This window comes from Plantactinospora alkalitolerans (assembly GCF_015690345.1).
In the GTDB taxonomy this organism is placed as follows: Bacteria; Actinomycetota; Actinomycetes; order Mycobacteriales; family Micromonosporaceae; genus Plantactinospora; species Plantactinospora alkalitolerans.
The window spans coordinates 1-16,299 of sequence record NZ_JADPUN010000371.1 but is presented as its reverse complement, the minus strand read 5'-3'; the positions used below and the strand labels follow the sequence as shown (position 1 = coordinate 16,299).

At 72.7% G+C, this 16,299-nt stretch carries 13 protein-coding genes and 2 pseudogenes; 4 read left to right on the top strand and 11 right to left on the bottom strand.

Features of this window, described 5'->3' with window-relative positions; translation table 11 throughout:
- The first annotated feature begins 48 nt into the window (after positions 1-48).
- Entirely contained in the window at positions 49-714 is a 666-nt protein-coding gene (locus I0C86_RS37930) for a response regulator transcription factor (RefSeq protein ID WP_196206148.1), read from the top strand.
- A 77-nt stretch (positions 715-791) separates the two neighbouring features.
- Here I0C86_RS37930 and I0C86_RS37925 read toward each other — a convergent pair whose 3' ends face one another.
- The 3 genes from I0C86_RS37925 to I0C86_RS37915 form a co-directional block, all read right to left on the bottom strand.
- Positions 792-1,433: an HAD family hydrolase gene (locus I0C86_RS37925; RefSeq protein WP_196206136.1), complete on the bottom strand. Its 642-nt coding sequence runs from the start codon at positions 1,431-1,433 to the stop codon at positions 792-794.
- A gap of 94 nt (positions 1,434-1,527) precedes the next feature.
- Positions 1,528-1,782: a glutaredoxin family protein gene (locus tag I0C86_RS37920; RefSeq protein ID WP_196206135.1), complete on the bottom strand. Its 255-nt coding sequence runs from the start codon at positions 1,780-1,782 to the stop codon at positions 1,528-1,530.
- A complete protein-coding gene (locus I0C86_RS37915; protein ID WP_323374111.1) occupies positions 1,772-3,493 on the bottom strand; it encodes an AMP-binding protein in 1,722 nt (573 codons plus the stop codon). The genes I0C86_RS37920 and I0C86_RS37915 overlap by 11 nt, the downstream gene beginning before the upstream one ends.
- Positions 3,494-4,248: 755 nt before the next feature.
- Here I0C86_RS37915 and I0C86_RS37910 point away from each other — a divergent pair.
- The 3 genes and pseudogenes from I0C86_RS37910 (at position 4,249) to I0C86_RS37900 (ending at position 7,498) form a co-directional block, all read left to right on the top strand.
- Positions 4,249-5,136 (top strand): ECF subfamily RNA polymerase sigma factor, BldN family, encoded by an 888-nt coding sequence (locus tag I0C86_RS37910; RefSeq protein WP_230395486.1) that lies wholly within the window; start codon positions 4,249-4,251, stop codon positions 5,134-5,136.
- Positions 5,137-5,392: 256 nt separating this feature from the next.
- A pseudogene (locus I0C86_RS37905) lies at positions 5,393-6,307 on the top strand (DUF5667 domain-containing protein); the annotation flags it as partial.
- 306 nt (positions 6,308-6,613) lie between these two features.
- On the top strand, positions 6,614-7,498 hold the full coding sequence (locus tag I0C86_RS37900) for an HAD family hydrolase (protein WP_196206133.1): 885 nt from the start codon (positions 6,614-6,616) through the stop codon (positions 7,496-7,498).
- A gap of 18 nt (positions 7,499-7,516) precedes the next feature.
- Here the strand turns inward: I0C86_RS37900 and I0C86_RS37895 are convergent, their stop codons facing one another.
- From I0C86_RS37895 to I0C86_RS37860, 8 genes and pseudogenes are all read right to left on the bottom strand, one after another.
- A complete protein-coding gene (locus I0C86_RS37895) occupies positions 7,517-8,545 on the bottom strand; it encodes a lysophospholipid acyltransferase family protein (RefSeq protein WP_196206132.1) in 1,029 nt (342 codons plus the stop codon).
- Positions 8,546-8,603: 58 nt separating this feature from the next.
- A pseudogene (locus I0C86_RS37890) lies at positions 8,604-9,671 on the bottom strand (NAD-dependent epimerase/dehydratase family protein); the annotation flags it as partial.
- A 120-nt stretch (positions 9,672-9,791) separates the two neighbouring features.
- Positions 9,792-9,893, bottom strand: a complete 102-nt coding sequence (locus tag I0C86_RS37885) for a 30S ribosomal protein bS22 (protein ID WP_007465623.1) — start codon at positions 9,891-9,893, stop codon at positions 9,792-9,794.
- A gap of 281 nt (positions 9,894-10,174) precedes the next feature.
- The gene (locus tag I0C86_RS37880; protein ID WP_192766757.1) at positions 10,175-10,387 is read right to left on the bottom strand and encodes a helix-turn-helix domain-containing protein; all 213 of its coding nucleotides are present in this window, start codon (positions 10,385-10,387) and stop codon (positions 10,175-10,177) included.
- Between the two features lie 187 nt (positions 10,388-10,574).
- Positions 10,575-11,759, bottom strand: coding sequence for an ABC transporter permease (locus tag I0C86_RS37875; RefSeq protein WP_196206130.1), 1,185 nt, complete (start codon positions 11,757-11,759; stop codon positions 10,575-10,577).
- On the bottom strand, positions 11,756-12,709 hold the full coding sequence (locus tag I0C86_RS37870) for an ABC transporter ATP-binding protein (RefSeq protein ID WP_196206129.1): 954 nt from the start codon (positions 12,707-12,709) through the stop codon (positions 11,756-11,758). Before I0C86_RS37870 ends, I0C86_RS37875 begins: the two co-directional genes overlap by 4 nt.
- Positions 12,706-14,148 carry an efflux RND transporter periplasmic adaptor subunit gene (locus tag I0C86_RS37865; protein WP_196206128.1) on the bottom strand — a complete coding sequence of 481 codons (1,443 nt, stop codon included), beginning with the start codon at positions 14,146-14,148 and terminating at the stop codon, positions 12,706-12,708. The genes I0C86_RS37870 and I0C86_RS37865 overlap by 4 nt, the downstream gene beginning before the upstream one ends.
- Before the next feature lie 72 nt (positions 14,149-14,220).
- A complete protein-coding gene (locus tag I0C86_RS37860; protein ID WP_230395481.1) occupies positions 14,221-15,975 on the bottom strand; it encodes a hypothetical protein in 1,755 nt (584 codons plus the stop codon).
- Positions 15,976-16,299 lie beyond the last annotated feature (324 nt).

Genomic DNA, 16,299 nt, shown 5'->3' with positions numbered 1-16,299 from the left:
GCGGCATACCCCCGGCCCGTTGACGATCCCGGGATGGTAGACAGCAGCATGCGTGTAGTTATCGCCGACGACGCGGTCCTCCTCCGGGAGGGCCTGGTCCGCCTGCTGACCGAGCACGGCCACGACGTGGTGGCGGCGGTCGGTGACGGTACGTCGCTGGTCGACGCCATCGTCACCCACCGCCCGGACGTCTCGATCGTGGACGTACGGATGCCGCCGTCACACACCGACGAGGGACTGCGGGCGGCGGTGGAGGCCCGGCAGCGGGTGCCCCGTACCCCGATCCTGGTGCTCTCGCAGTACGTCGAGGTGTCGTACGCCGACGACCTGCTCGCCACGGTCAAGCCCGCCGGTGGTGCCGCCGGCGGCGGCATCGGCTACCTGCTCAAGGACCGGGTGGCGGCGATCGACGAGTTCCTCGACGCGGTACGCCGGGTCGCGACCGGAGGCACCGTGCTCGATCCCGAGGTCGTCGGCCAGCTGCTGGTCCGGCGGCGCCGCGACGATCCGCTGCGCGAGCTGACCCCACGGGAGCGGGAGGTGCTCTCGCTGATGGCCGAGGGCAGGTCCAACACCGCCATCGCCCGGGCCCTGGTGGTCAGCGACGGCGCCGTGGAGAAGCACGTCCGGAACATCTTCACCAAGCTTCAGCTTCCGCCGGACGAGGAGCAGCACCGGCGGGTGCTGGCGGTGCTCGCCTACCTGCGCGGCTGACCCGGCTCGGCCCAGCTTCGCGCGCCAGCTCAGCCGGACGGCTCGGCCCAGCTTCGCGCCAGCTCGGCCGGGGCCGCTCAGTCCAGCTTCGCGGCCAGCTCGACGGCCTCGGTGAGCGAGTCGGCCACCGGCCAGCCGCTGGCGCGGAGCCGGGCCGAATCGGTGAAACCGCCGGTGTAGAGGACGCATCGGGCGCCCACCGAGTCGGCGGCCTCGGCGTCGTCGATCGAGTCGCCGATCAGGACGGTCGTCGGACCCTGGACCCCGAACGCCGTCAGGTGCCGGGCCAGGTGCTCCGCCTTCCGTTCGCCGCCCACCGTGCCCCGTAGCCCGTCGACCCGGTGGAACATCGTGGTCAGGCCGTACCTGTCGACCGCCGGGACCAGCTCGTCGTGGAACCACATCGACAGCAGCGACTGGGAACCCGTCCAGGACCGGATCGCGGTGACGGCGTCGGCCGCCAGCTCGCAGCTCGCCAGCCCCATCCGGTACGCGTCGTGGAAGAGCTTGTCGAGCCGGCCGAACTCCTCGGCGTCCAGCACCCGCCCGAGCACCTCGGCGTAGTAGTCCGCGATCGGACGGCGGAACTGCGTCCGGTGCTCCTCGGCCGTCACCGCCGGCCCGCCGGCACCGGCCAGGGCCACGTTGGTGGAGGAGACAACCAGGCTCAGGTCGTTGAGCAGGGTGCCGTTCCAGTCCCATACCAGATGGTCACGCATTCGAGCACGATACGCGGCGGGGACGGGCCCGTCCGCACCCGACCGACCCGGTAGGACGGCGGTCACGCCCCGGTACGTCGGCCGCTCCGGCGGCTCAGTCGCGCGGCGCGGTCAGGTCCCGTAGCAGCCGGTCCTCCTCGACCCGCCAGTAGCCGTGCTCGCGGCCGTCGAGCAGCACGACCGGCAGCCGGTCGCCGTACTCACGCTCCAGTTCGAGGTCGCCGGTGACGTCGACCTCGGTCCACCGGTCCCCGGTGACCGCCACCACCCGGTCGACGGCCTCCTTGGCCACGTCACACAGGTGGCAGCCGGGCCGGGTGATCAGCGTCAGCCGGCTGTCACTCGTCACCGCTGCCCCCTGACTGGCGAAGTACCGACCTGCGCACCCGGCCGATCGCGGAGAGCGGCAGGGACGCGGCGAACTCTATCCTGCTCGGGCACTTGAACCTGGCCAGGCTGGCGGCGCAGTGCCGGGACAACTCGGCGGCCGAGACCGTGCCGCCGGGCGTCCTGACGACGTACGCGACGACGGCCTCGCCGGCCAGCGGGTGCGGTACGCCGAGCACCGCCGAGTCGGCCACCTCGGGATGGCCGCCGAGCACCCGCTCGACCTCCTGCGGGTACACGTTGAACCCGTTGACCAGGATCAGCTCGCCGAGCCGGTCGACCAGGAAGAGGTCGGAGTCGACGTCGGCGTAGGCGATGTCGCCGGTCCGCCACCAGCCGTCGGCGTCCGGGCCGTCGTGCCCGTCCGGCCAGTAACCGGAGAAGAGGTTGGCGCCCCGGACGACGATTTCTCCCGGGTCGGTGCCCGGCGAGGAGAACGCCAGGTCGGGATCGTCGTCATCGTCCTCATTGTCCATATTGTCGCCGGGGTCGACGGTGGAGCCGTCCCGCCAGAGCACCTCGCCGTCGCGCCCGACGAGTCCCACTTCGACGCCGGGAATCGGCCGGCCGATCGAGCCCGGCTTCGCCGCCGGACCGGCCAACGTGGAGGTCAGTACCGGGGCGGTCTCGGTCAGCCCGTAACCGACCTGGATCCGCCGTCCGGTCGCCTCGGCGAACCGGGCCGCGCCGCCGACCGCCAGCGGGGCGGCGCCGCAGATGGCGACCCGTACCGACGCCATGGCCGAGCGCAGGGCCGACCCGACCGGCACCCCGGCCACCGCCGGGGCGTCGGGCAGCAGAACCCAACCCAGGAACATCGACGGTACGCCGACCAGCACGCTCACCCGCTGCCGCGCCACCACCTCCAGTACGGCGGCCGCGTCGAACCGGTCCACGAGCACTCCACACGCCCCGTGGTACGCCACCGCGCCCAGCCCGGCGTTCAACCCGTACGCGTGGAACAGCGGAAGGGCGAGCAGCACCCGGTCGTCCGGCCCCACCACCGACGGCTCGATCCGGTCGATCTGCTCGTGGTTGGCCAGCAGCGCCCGATGGGACAGCATGGCGCCCTTGGGCACCCCGGTGGTGCCGGAGGTGTAGAGCAGTACCGCCACCGACTCCGGATCGGTCCCGATCGGCCGGCCCGCCGGTTCGTCCGGTTCGGTCGATTCGGTCGGTTCAGTCGATTCGATCGGTTCCCGCGTGGACCCGTACGCCGGATCCGGGCCGGTCGGCAGCGTGGTGTGCACCTCGACCAGCGCCGGCAGCTCGGCGGCGATCCCGGCGACGGTCGCCCGGACCTGCTCCGTACAGATCAGTATCGCCGCACCCGAGTCCGCCAGGATGTGCCGCAGTTCCGGGCCGGTCAGCCCCGGATTCACCGGTACGGCGACCAGCCCGGCTCGCTGGGTGCCGAAGAACGCGACCGCGAAGTCGGGCGAGTTGGCCAGCGCGATGGCGATCCGGGCCGGATGCCCGGCGCTCGGCCCGGGAACCCGGCGGCGGAGCGCGTCGGCGACCCGGTCCACCGCCCGATCCAGTTCGGCCCAGTTCAGCGTGCCGTCGGGCCAGACAAGGGCGGGTTGGCCACCTCTGGTGGTGGCGGCCAGGCGTACCCGGTCGGCGAGGGTGACGGCGGGCGGCTGGGCCGGGGTGCTCGCTCCATCCTGCACGGTCGCTGAGTCTGACACAGTGGCGCGACGGCCGGGTGCTCGTACCGCCTGCCGTGCCAACGGTCGCACATCCGACCATCCCGGACGCACGGCACGGACCACAGCGGATCGGCTGGCCTCGCGGGATTTTCTCGACTTCGAGGCGGTGCCGGGGTACCGTCCACGAGACCGTAACGGGTTTCGCGATACCAGCCGCCGGACCGGGTGGCTCCCCATTAGCACATGTGCAGCGGCACGCCCAAGGCGTGCCGCCCTCTGGCGTTTTTGGACGTTTTCCCTGCTCAGGGCGCCTGTCGTAGCACTGTCCGGGATCTGACAACGCACAATCGGTGCGCCCTAACGGGTGTCTTTCGGGAAATACTTTGGCTCTGTGTAACGGACTTGCCGCGTAAGGGTGACGTTGGCCCTATCATCACTCGGGTCGGCTCACCCCTTTTGACGTGAGTCGACACCCCTCAGCCCGAGGAGGCCGCCGTGCCTGTCAGAGCACTGCACCAGCAGCTGTGGGGCGTGTGCCGTCGTACGGCGCACCCCGGAACCGTCGTACCGGATCGCACCGATCCCGGCGGGGGTACCGCCGCCACCGCGGGCGGGCCCCGGCAACCGGCCCCGCGGCCCCGGTCGGCCGGGGAGGTCCAGTGAGCACGTACGGATACCTCGACGAGACGGCGCGGGGCCAGGTACGCAACGCCCGTTTCGCCCTCACCGAGGGACTGAACCAGCTTCGTACGTCCATGGGCGACGCCCGCGCGTCCATGGACGACATGTTGAGCCTGGCGGTGCGGGGTGACGGGGGGTCGAAACGTACCCGGAACCGTCCACATCCGAACGAGACGCCGACCCGGCAGAACGCGCCGGGCGGCAACGCCCGGCCGGTCGGGGGTCGGGTGGCCAGCCCCGCCAGGCCACCCATGCCGGCTCAGCCGGGCTCGGGGCCTCCATCGACCGAAACCGGGCCCCGCCCCGACACCCCTGACACCGAGACGGCAATCCTGCCGGTCGTACCGGCGGCCGAGACGTCGACCGGTTCCGGCCCGGACTCCCCGACCGGCTATCCCGCCCGGCCCGACCCGTCCGATCCGGCCCGGGAGGTCTGGGCGCTGGTCGAGCGGGCGCAGGCGGGCGAGCCCGAGGCGTTCGGGCTGATCTACGACCGGTACGTGGACACCGTCTTCCGGTTCGTCTACTTCCGGGTCGGCAACCGGCAACTCGCCGAGGACCTGACCTCGGACACCTTCCTCCGGGCGCTGAAGCGGATCGGCAGCTTCACCTGGCAGGGCCGCGACCTGGGTGCCTGGCTGGTCACCATCGCCCGGAACCTGGTCGCGGACCACTTCAAGTCCGGTCGCTACCGCCTGGAAGTTACTACGGGTGATGTCCTGGATGCGGACCGCGAGGATCGAGGGCCGGAGGGAAGTCCCGAGGCGGCCGTCGTCGAGCACATCACGAACGTCGCCCTGCTGACCGCCGTCAAACAGCTCAACCCCGAGCAGCAGGAGTGCATCGTTCTGCGATTTCTACAGGGTTTCTCGGTGGCGGAGACGGCTCGGGCGATGGGCAAGAACGAGGGCGCGATCAAGGCGTTGCAGTACCGCGCGGTCCGGGCCCTGGCCCGGCTCCTGCCGGACGGCTTCCAACCATGAAGCGCTCCCACGGCCACCGGAACGACCGGGTGACCCTCCTCACTCTTCGTAGTATTGGGCCGGCGATGCCCGTAACCGGTCGGCCCCGCCGACCGTTTGTCCGGGTGCGACCGGTAGTTGCCCCGGGTTCCCTCCGGCCGGTCGGTTGGTCGGATCGTTGATCCGGCTGCGGATGCCGCAGCCGGATCCTGCGTCAGCCACCGTCGCACCCGGACGGCGACGACGTCGACCGCGGCGTCGCGACCAGCGAAGGGAGGTGTCGGCGGTGAGTTGGAAAACGTTCTACCGCCAGCGCGCCGAGCGCTTCGCGCAACTACTCGACGAAGCGAACGGGGCCCGTCGCCACCACATCCGGACCCGAGTCGACAGCGATCTCGCCAAACCTGTGGCGATCGGGCAACGGCTCCAGGACGTCCGCTCCACCGTCGAGGTCGATCCCGACTTCCGGGCGGGTCTGCGGGCCATGCTGGTCGCCACCGCCGAACGCGAGGGGATCGGGGCCACCGCCACCACGGCCGCCGACCCGATAGCCGAGGGCACCGATCGACCCGCGGCGGCGCGCGCCGGACGCGCCCTCGGCTGGCCGGCTCTCCGTGATCCCGGCACCCGGACCCGCGCCAGGGCCCGCGGTGCGATCGTGGTCGGGGTCGCGATCGGCGCGATCGCGGTCTCCGGGATGTCCGCCGCCAGCGAGAACGCCGTCCCCGGCGACGCGCTGTACGGCATGAAGCGGCACACCGAACGCGCCCAACTCGCCCTCGCCAGCTCCGACCTCAGCCGGGGCCAGCTCTTCCTCGACTTCGCCCGCACCCGGCTCGCCGAGGCGGCAGCGGTCGGCGGCCAGAGCTACGGCTTCTCCGCCGTCCTCGACGACATGGACGCCGACACCCAGCAGGGCATCAAGCTGCTCACCACGGCGGCGGTCCAGCGCCGGGACGCGGCCGCGCTCGACGCCGTCGACGCCTTCGTCCGCGAGCAGCGTCCGCAGGTCGCCAAGCTGTTCGAGGGCACCACCCGGGCCACCCGCGGGCGGGCCGACGACTCACTCGACCTGCTCGACTCCGTGCAACGCCGGTCGAACGGGCTCCGCGACGCCCTGGCCTGCCGGGCCGGCGCCACCGGCCGGGCCGATCTGATCGGGCCGCTGCCGCGCGTCTGCCCGCTGGGCCGGGACTCGGCCAACCCGCCCCCGGAGGCACCTCCGAAGGCGGAGGACACCGGTGGCCGTAACCAGGGTGAGTCACCACGGACGCCGGAGCACGCGACCCCGAACCGCACGTCCGCTCCCGCACCGACCCAGGACCAGCCGGCCGTACGGGACCGGCCGGCGGACCCGGCGCACCGCTCCGGCGGCTGACCCACCCCCGGCGGTACGGCCGCCATCAGGTCCGGACCACCGGTCGGCCCGGACACCGGGTGCGTTCCCGCCACTCCGGCTACCCTCGCTGTTGTGCACGCATGAGCGAGGAGGTCCCGCGTGGCCCGCACCCGCAAGGTGACGGTCAGCACCGACGAACACGGTCACACCGCAGGCTGGGCGACATCGGGGCTGGACACCACGCCGCCCGTACCGGTCGGTCCCGTCGACGACCGCGCCGCCGGCTTCTTCGACGTGGACAACACCGTGATGCGCGGCGCCTCCATCTACTGGTTCGCGCGCGGACTGGCGTCCCGGAACTACTTCACCACCTCCGACCTGGCCCGGTTCGCCTGGCAGCAGCTGCGGTTCCGGGTGCTCGCCACCGAGCATGCCGGCAACATGTCGCAGGCCAAGGAGGCGGCGCTGGCGTTCGTGGCGGGTTGGCGGGTCGAGGACGTCGAACGACTCACCGAGGAGATCTTCGACGAGTTGATGGCCCCGAGGATCTGGGCCGGTACCCGGGCGCTCGCCCAGCAGCACCTGGACGCCGGCCAGCGGGTGTGGCTGGTCACCGCGGCCCCGGTCGAGATCGGCCGGGTCATCGCGGTCCGTCTCGGGCTCACCGGCGCGATCGGCACGGTCGCCGAGATCCGCGACGGTGCCTACACGGGCCGCCTCGTCGGCGACCTGATGCACGGGTCGGCCAAGGCGGACGCGGTGGTGCAACTGGCCGCGGTGGAAGGACTCGACCTCGACCGGTGCGCGGCGTACAGCGACTCGGCCAACGATCTTCCGATGCTGTCCGCCGTCGGGCGGGCGGTCGCGATCAATCCGGACAGCGCCCTGCTCCGGGTCGCCCGGGACCGCGGCTGGTCGGTACACGACTTCCGGACCGGCCGGAAGGCCGCCAGGATCGCCGTGCCGTCGACCGTCGCCGCCGGCCTGCTGGCGGGTGCGGTGAGCGCCGGCCTCGCCATGCGGCGACGCGCACAGACCAGGTGACGATCGCCGGTCCCGGGCTCAGGGACCGAACGGATCGGGGCGCCGCTCCAGCAACTGGTGCAGGGTCTGCTGGATGGTCTCCCGTACCTGGTCCGCCAGGTTGAAGATGACCAGCGGATCGTCGGCGGAGTCGACGAGATGGTCGGTCGGGATCGGCGGGCAGAACTCGATCAGCCACTTGCTGGGCAACGGCACCGCTCCGAGCGGCCCCAACCACGGGAAGGTGGGAGTCAGCGGGAAGTACGGCAGCTTGAGCAGCCGGGCCAGCGGCTTGATGTCGGCGAGCATCGGGTACGTCTCCTCGGCGCCGACGATCGCCACCGGGACGATCGGCGTACCGGTGCGCAGCGCGGCGGAGACGAATCCGCCCCGCCCGAAGCGTTGCAGTTTGTAGCGGTCCGCGTAGAGCTTGCCGACGCCCTTGAATCCCTCGGGGAAGACGCCGACCAGTTCACCCCGCCCCAGCAGGCGCTCCGCGTCGGGGTTGCAGGCGACCGTGCCGCCGCTCTTGCGGACCAGTTCGGAGACCACCGGCATCCGGAAGACCAGGTCCGCACCGAGCAGGCGCAGGAAGCGGTGCCGGGGGTGCCGGTCGTGCAGCACCGCCGAGAGCACCATCGCGTCGATCGCGACCGTTCCGGAGTGGTTCCCGACCACCAGTCCGGCGCCGTCGACCGGAAGGTTCTCCACCCCGAAGACCTCGGTCCGGAACCAGTCGCGGTAGAGCCGCCGCAGCACCGGATGGAAGACCTGGTCGGTCAGCTCGGGGTCGAACCCGAACTCGTCGACCTCGTACTGGCCGGACAGCCGCCGACGCAGGAACGCCAGCCCGGCCGCGACCCGCCGGTCCCAGACGTCGTCCGGCCGGTCCGCCACCGCCGGTTCCACCGGCCCCGGCACGTGTCCGTTGCGCCGCGCCGGCCGGTCCAGCTCCGCGCCGTCGTCCCCGGGCGGTACGTCGAACCGCCCGGCGCGCTCCACCGCCCGGCGTCCGGCACCGGCACCGGCACCGGCACCGGCACCGGCACCGGTCGCATCGTCAGTCATGTTCCGCCTCGCTCCGCTGCGCGGCGCCACGATCCTCGATCGCACCGAGTTGACCGATCCGGTCCCGGACCCTGGCCCGGGTGTGCCGGATCCCGTCCATGATCGCCTGTTCGGCCCGCCGTAGCTGCTCCGGACCGAGCACCGTCCCGTCGCCGTGACCGGAGATGAAGTCGTCGAACGCGGCGGCGGTGGAGCGCGGGGTGAAGCCGTACTCGCTGATCAGCCTGGTGGTGTCGACCACCCTGCCGTGCACGAACAGGTCGACCTGGTCGAGGCCGTAGCGCCCGAAGCCCAGCACCCGGGCGAGCCCGGCCGCACCGGACAGCCCCGGCTCCGCCACCGGTACGGCGACCCGCCCGGCCCGCCGGATCGCCTGGGAGAGTGCGAGCACCCCGGAACCCGCCACGTTGTACGTCCCCGGATGCTCCTCCACCACCGACCGGTGCAGGACCTCCAGAACGTCGTCGACGTGCACGAACTGCAACCGTGGATCACGCCCGAGCACGGTCGGTACGAAGGGCTGGGCGAAGTAGCGGGTGAGGGTGGTGTTCGCCATCGACCCGATGAACGGCGCGAACCGCAGCACGGTCGCGGTGACGTCGGGGCGACGCCGCCGGAAGCCGCGGACGTACCCCTCGATGTCAAGGATGTCCCGGGCGAATCCGCCGCGCGGCACCGCCCGGGGTTCGGTGTCCTCGGTGAAGACGGCCGGGTCCCGGAACGACGCGCCGTAGGCGGCGGTCGACGACCGGACGACCAGCTTGCGTAGCCGGGGCGCCCGCTGGCAGGCGGCGAGGAGTTGCATCGTGCCGATGACGTTCTGCTCTTTCATCGCCGCCCGGCCGCCCTGCTGCGGATCGGCCGCGGTGACCAGGGCGAGATGGACGACGGCGTCGGCACCCAGCTCGTCGACCACCGTGCTGAGCGCACCGGCGTCGGCCCGGACCCGTTCCACGCCGTCGAGCAGCGGGGCGAACTCGGGTGCCGGGTCATGCTCGTCGAGGCCGATGACCCGGTCTATCCGGTCATCGGCGACGAGTCGGGCCGCGACGTGCGCGCCGAGAAAACGACTGACTCCGGTCACCACGACCACCCCCGGCGCACCGGGGGTGCTGCCGGGGGTCACCTCGCGCTCCGCACGGACCGACCCGGGCCGGGCCCGGACCGCCGCGACGTCGTCACGTGGGCCTCCGAAGGTCGACAGCCGACTGGCGTCACCGCTGGCCGGGCCTGCGCCCGGCCAGGGTCACTTACCGAGACGGCGACGCTGGACGCGGGTCTTGCGCAGCAGCTTGCGGTGCTTCTTCTTGGCCATGCGCTTGCGGCGCTTCTTGACCACCGAGCCCATACGACAGCCCTTCTGGTGCGACGTGCTGGACGGCCCGGAGGCACCCGCGGGTGCGACCGGTGACCGAGCTGGACAACGGACCGGACCGGCACGGTGGGCAGTCACACACACCGGCACGTGGCCACGGCCGCGATCCAGACTAGCCCTCGGCCATCAGCGCGCCGAACGCGCCCCCTGGGCAAGCCGCCCGCCGCGTACCCGAAGCGTTTCCGACGGCGTCCCGGAGCGTCGCCGGGCCGGGCCGCCAGCCCCCGGTCAGCGGCCCGACGCCTGCTCAGTCGTCAGGCGGTCTCCTGAAAGGCACCGCGCAGGTACTCGTGCACGGCATGCTCGGGCACCCGGAACGACCGACCCACCCGGACCGCCGTCAGCTCGCCGGAGTGCACGAGCCGGTAGACCGTCATCTTCGACACCCGCATGAGCGTCGCCACCTCGGCGACGGTCAGGAACCTCACCTCCGGCATTCGGCCGTCGGACTGTGGTGATCCTGCCATGGCTCACCAACCCATCCCATTCCCCGGCGCGTGCCGCCCGGTGGGATGCTTCCGCGCCGACGCGGGCTACGCGCGTGTTACCAGTACGGTAACGGGACGCCTGTGACCGGCGCGATCCCTTCGGGCAATTGATCATCCCTGGACATCCCAGCGCCGGGTGGGAACGGGAAACGTCACACATTCGGGGTCATTCGGCGCGCAGGGCGATTACCGGGTCCAACCGCCCGGCCCGCTGCGCCGGGACCACCCCGAAGATGATCCCGACCACCGCCGAGACCCCGAACGAGAGCGCCAGCGACCACCAGGTGACCGCGGCCGGCACCGGGGAGAGCGCCGATATCAGCCACGCGGCGCCGACGCCCAGCGCCATTCCGAGCACCCCGCCCAGGACGGTCAGCAACACCGCCTCCAGCAGGAACTGGATCGCGATGTCCCGCGGCCTGGCCCCGACCGCCTTGCGGAGGCCGATCTCCCGGGTCCGCTCGCGTACCGAGACCAGCATGATGTTGGAGACGCCGACGCCGCCGACCAGCAGCGAGATGCCGGCGATCGCGGCCAGTACGCCGGTCAGCACCCCGAGGATGTCCCCGAGTACGCCGAGAATCTGCTCCTGGGTCACCGCGCTGAACTCGGTGTCGGGATGCCGGCGGGACAGCTCGGCGACGATCCGGTTCCCGAGTTCGGAGATCTTCTCCCGGTCCGGGGCCTTGACCGCGATCCCGTCGATCCGCTGGGTGCCGTACAGCCGGTGCGCGGCGGTCACCGGGATGTGCACCTCGTCGTCCCGGTCCACGCCCAGGCTCTGGCCGAGCGGTGCGAAGACCCCGACCACCCGGAACCGTACGCCCGCGATCGCGACCTGCTGGCCGACCGGCTCCCGGTCGCCGAACAGGGTGGTCGCCACCGTCGCCCCGAGGACCGCCACCCGGCGACTGGTGTCCACGTCGGACGCGGTGAGGTAGGCGCCCCGGTCCAGATCGCGGACGAACACCTGGGGCGTGGTCTCCAGCACGCCCTGCACGGTGGTGAACGCGGAGCGGGTGCCGGCGCGGACCGTCTCGCCGGAGGTGACGGTGACCGCGACCCGCTGCGGATCGCCGACGATCCGGTTCACCGCCTCGACGTCGGCCAGGGAGAGCCGGGACACGGCCGGTGCCGCGCCGAAGTCGATCCGGCCGGGCACCACGATGAGCAGGTTCGAGCCGAGCCCCTCGACCTGCTGCTCCACCTCGCGCTTGGCGCCGGTGCCGATGGCGACCAGCACCACCACGGCGGCCACCCCGATGATCACGCCGAGCATGGTGAGCATGCTGCGCAGCCGGTTGGCCGACAGGGCGTCCAGGGCCACCCGCCAGGCCTCGGCGATCCTCACGACCCACCTCCCGGGCCGGCGCCGATCGACCCGCCGCACCGCTTCCCAGCGGCCGGGATCTCCCCGCGGCGTTCGGTGGCTCCGGTGGCGCCACCGGAGCCACCGAACGGGTGCCCCGAGTCGCTTCCGGACGCTCGTCGGGGCTCCGCGCTGGGAGCGGGATCTACTATCTCAGGCCCCCCGCGTGCCGCTGGCACGACCGTCGGCGTATCCGGATCGTCGGCTGGTGGTACGACGACTCCGTCCCGCATGACGATCTGCCGCCGTGCCCGCGCGGCGACCTCCCGGTCGTGGGTGACCAGCACGAGTGCCACCCCCGAGCTGGCGTTCAGGTCTTCGAGCAGGCCCAGCACCGACTCGCCCGTCACACTGTCGAGGTTGCCGGTCGGCTCGTCGGCGAGCAGCAGCACCGGGTCAGTGACCAGGGCACGGGCGATCGCCACCCGCTGCTGCTCGCCGCCGGAGAGCTGGTTCGGCCGGTGGTCGAGTCGATGGCCGAGTCCGACCCGGCCCAGCATCGCCGCCGCCATGGTCCGCCTGCGCCGGCCGCCGATTCCGCGATAGACCAGCGGCAGCGCCACGTTGTCGACCGCGGACGTCCGGGGCAGCAGGTGGAACGACTGGAACACGAAGCCGATCGTCTCGTTGCGCAGTGTCGCCAGCTCCCCGGCGTCGAGGGTGGCCACGTCCCGGCCGCCGATCGCGAGCCGCCCGCTGGTCGGCCGGTCCAGCCCACCGAGCAGGTGCATCAGGGTCGACTTTCCCGATCCGGACGGCCCGACGACGGCCACGTAGTCGCCGGCGGCGATGGTCAGCGACACCCCGCGCAGCGCGGCCACCGACGTTCCACCCAGGTCGTACGTCCGACCCAGGTCGACCGCGTCGACCGCGACCCCCGGCCGTCCGCCCCGGACCCCGCCCGGCGCCGGTTCCGCCTCGCGGCGGCTCACCGCACCCGCTCTCCGGTACGGACCTGATCCGCTCCGGTGACCACCACCTGCTGGCCCGGCTGCACGCCGCTGACGATCTGCACCAGATCCTGCCCCTGTACGCCGACCGTGACCGGCACCTGTTCGGCGATCCCGTCCCGGACCAGCCACACCGCGTCCCGCCCGTCGGCGAAGTGCACGGCCGCCGCCGGTACCGTCACCGCGTCCGTGGCCTCCCGGACCCGCAGCCGGACCACCGCGCTCATCCCGGGTCGGGGCGCGGGCGCGGCCCGCCCGTCCGCGAACCGTCCCGAACCGAGCGACAGCCGTACCCGGTACGACACGCCACCCCGGGCGGACGCGGTCGGCAGTACGTCGACGGAACGGACCCGGGCCGGGTAGGTGGCGCCGGTGGCGGCGTCCAGTTCGACGGTTGCCGGCACACCCTCGGTCACCAGCAGCACGTCGGTCTCGTCGACGTCGGCCACCAGGCCGAGATCGGTCAGGTCGACCACGGTGAGCACGGGCGTTCCGGCGCTCACCCGGCCGCCGACCGGCACGGTGCCGTCGACCCCGGCCACGGGTGCGGCCGGAGGGTCGGAGCCGAGCAGCCCGGCCGGGTCGACGCCGGCCGCCGAGCCGAGTCCACCGGTCGTTCCGAGCAGGCCCGCGAGCGCGTCCGCGGAACCGGAACCGCCGGTCGAGGCGGGGCCACCGAGCTGCACCACGCCGCCGATCGGCGCCCGCAACACCAACGCGTCCACCGTCGCCTTGGCCAGGTCGTACGCCTGCTCGGCCTGTAGGCGCTGGGCCTGCGACAACGCGCTCACCGCGGAGTTCAGCCCGGCGACGCCCCGCTGGACCGCGCGGACCGCGTCCCCGGCGACCTCGGACGCCGCCTCGTACTGCCGCTCCGCGACGCGTACCTGGGCCAGCAGCACGGCCCGCTGGCGCGGATCGGTGAGCTTGTCGGCGGCCTTGCGGGCGGCGTCGAACGCCTGCTCCGCCGCCCGGTCGGTGCTCCGGCGCAGCCGGGACAGGTCACCGCCGCCGCCGACGCCCCGCCCCGCACGCCGGGCCGCGTCGCGCGCCTGCCGGGCCTTTGCCAGCCGGTTCCGGGCCGAGGGAGATCCGATGACGGCGAGAACCTGGCCGGACCTGACCCGATCACCCGGACTCACCCGCAGCTCGGCCAGGACGCCGTCGGCGGGAGCGCTGAGCGTGGCGGCGGCCCGCGCCGTGACGCTGGCCGGCGCGTCGACCAGTTCGGCGACGCTGGCCCGTTCCGCGCTGGCCAGGCCGACGTTGCTGTCGGACTCGCAGGAGGCGGCGGAGAGGCCGAAGAGGACGCTGACGGTGACCAGCGTGGCGGAAATGACAGGTCGACGGGGCCGCGATGCTGCGGACAAGCGCGGCGGAGAGGCACGACGCACGCCGCCATGGTACGAGGTGCCGGGCATCCGGACGACTCGACGCGCAGGTCGACGCCACCTTGCCACCCGGAACCGCCACCGCTGCGGTGGCGGTTCCGATCAGGAGGCGGTCTTCTTCACGTACTTCACGCAGTCGTCGTGCAGCGTCGTCCAGGCCACGCCGAACGCCTCCTGCGAGGCGTCCTCCTCCGAACTGCCGTCGTGCACCACCAGTTCGAAGAACTTGAGCACGTCCTCGTCGCCGAACCGGTCGACGAGGTGCCGGACGGCCAGGTAGCCGACGCCGTAGCTGGCGGCGACCTGCCAGTCGGCCGAGTCGTCGTCCGGCGCCACGTCCTCGAGCTTGCCGTCCCAACCGGCGTCGACCAGCCGCTCGACCGCGCGCAGCCCCTGGTAGCGGTTCACCGACTGACCACTGGCCGCGGCGTTCTCCGCCATTCCCTCGACCAGCCACCACGCGTCGCCGCCGATCCGGCCGGCGCCGGAGAGCGATGACGCGTGGGTCAACTCGTGCCGCATCAGCTCGCCGTACTGGCCGGGAGCCAGCCCCTTCGAGTTGAGCACCAGGTCGTACTGCTCCGCACCGACCGGCACCGCGTAGCCGGCGGTCCACTCCGGCCGGTCGCCGCCGTACCAGAGCTTCCACTCGTTCGGCCCGGCGTAGAAGATCAGGTAGCGCTCCGGCGGCGAGTCGTCCACCGCGTACCGGTCGGCGACCTTGGCCGCCTTCTCGGCCTCGCGCAGCAGTTCGGGCAGCCGGTCCCGGAACGCCCGGGGCGTGGCGACCAGCGTCCGGTCACCGATCGACGCGACCAGTTCGTCGGTCTCCCACGGTCGCGGCCGGTCGGCGCCGCTGGGTGGGTCGATCGCGGTGAGCTGCGGCTGACCGGGCGTGTCCCGCCACCGGGTGGCGATCGTGATCTCGTTGAGTTCGCAGGCCGGTGTCACGAAGCAGTGCTGGACGATGAGGTCCGCCCGCCACGTGCCGGGCTCGTCCAGCCGGACCAGCTTGCCGTGCAGCTCCGGCTGCCACTTGGTGACCTGCATCGCCCGCAGGGTCCGGAACTCCCGCCGGAGTTGCCGCGACAGCGGCGTGCCCGGCTCGGCGAGCGCGAGGTAACCGTTCTCGTCGCCGCTGAGCAGCGCGGTCGCCTGCTTTTCGAGCAGGCCCATGACGCGGTCCCCGAGCCAGTCCCGGGTGACGGTGGGCGCGTCGCCGGGCTCCGGGCTGGCCGCCGCCGTTCCGGTATCGGGGCCCTGCTCCGGCGTGCCGTTCCGGGCGAGCACGACCGCACCGGCCACCACCGGCGCCCCGCAGAGCAGCAGCACCAGCACCGTCCCGATCACCACCCACGGCCGCCACGAGCGCCGCGCGGGCGGGACCGGGCCGCCGACCCCGGGGTAACCGCCCGGCCCGGGGTAGCTGCCGGGCGCCGGATAGCCCCCGGGTGCCGGATAGTTACCCGGTGCCGGATACCCGGCGGGCGCCGGATACCCGCCCGGCGACTGATAGCCGGCGGGCTGCTGGTAGCCGCCCGGCTGCTGGTAGCCGCCCGGCTGCTGGTAGCCGCCCGGCTGCTGGTAGCCGCCCGGCTGCTGGTAGCCGCCCGGCTGCGGATAGCCGGGTTGCCGGTAGCTCTCCGGTGCCGGGTAGTTCTCCGGTGCCGGGTAGCTCTCCGGTGCCGGGTGACTTTCCGGCGGCTGGTCTTCGGCAGGCGCGCGGTAACTACCGGCTGACTCGGATCCGGCCGGCGGTGGATAGCCAGCGGGTGACTGGTATCCGGCCGGTGGGAAGTAGCCGGCTGGTCGCTGGTGCCCGGCCGGCGGTTGATGCCCGTGGTCCCCGTCGCTCACGGCCCGGAGAGTACGACCATCCGTCCAGTCGTGCGACCCGTCTTTCGTCGTCTCGATCAACTGAGACCGGATCGACACGGCCGTCGCCACCAGCCACGGCGGGCGCGCCCGGGGAGCGTCGAGCGTCGAGCGCCGACCGGACGTCACCACGGCCCGCTGCCCTCCGTGGACGGGTCGGCCCGACCGTCCGCTCGTTACGACCCGACGAGTTGGCCCGGCGACCGGAGTTCCCGGCGCGGGGCCGCCGCGTGCCAGCAGTGCCAGGCGGAGGCGAGCACCAGTGCGGACATCGCCAACCCGCCCATCCCGCCCACCCCCAGCGGG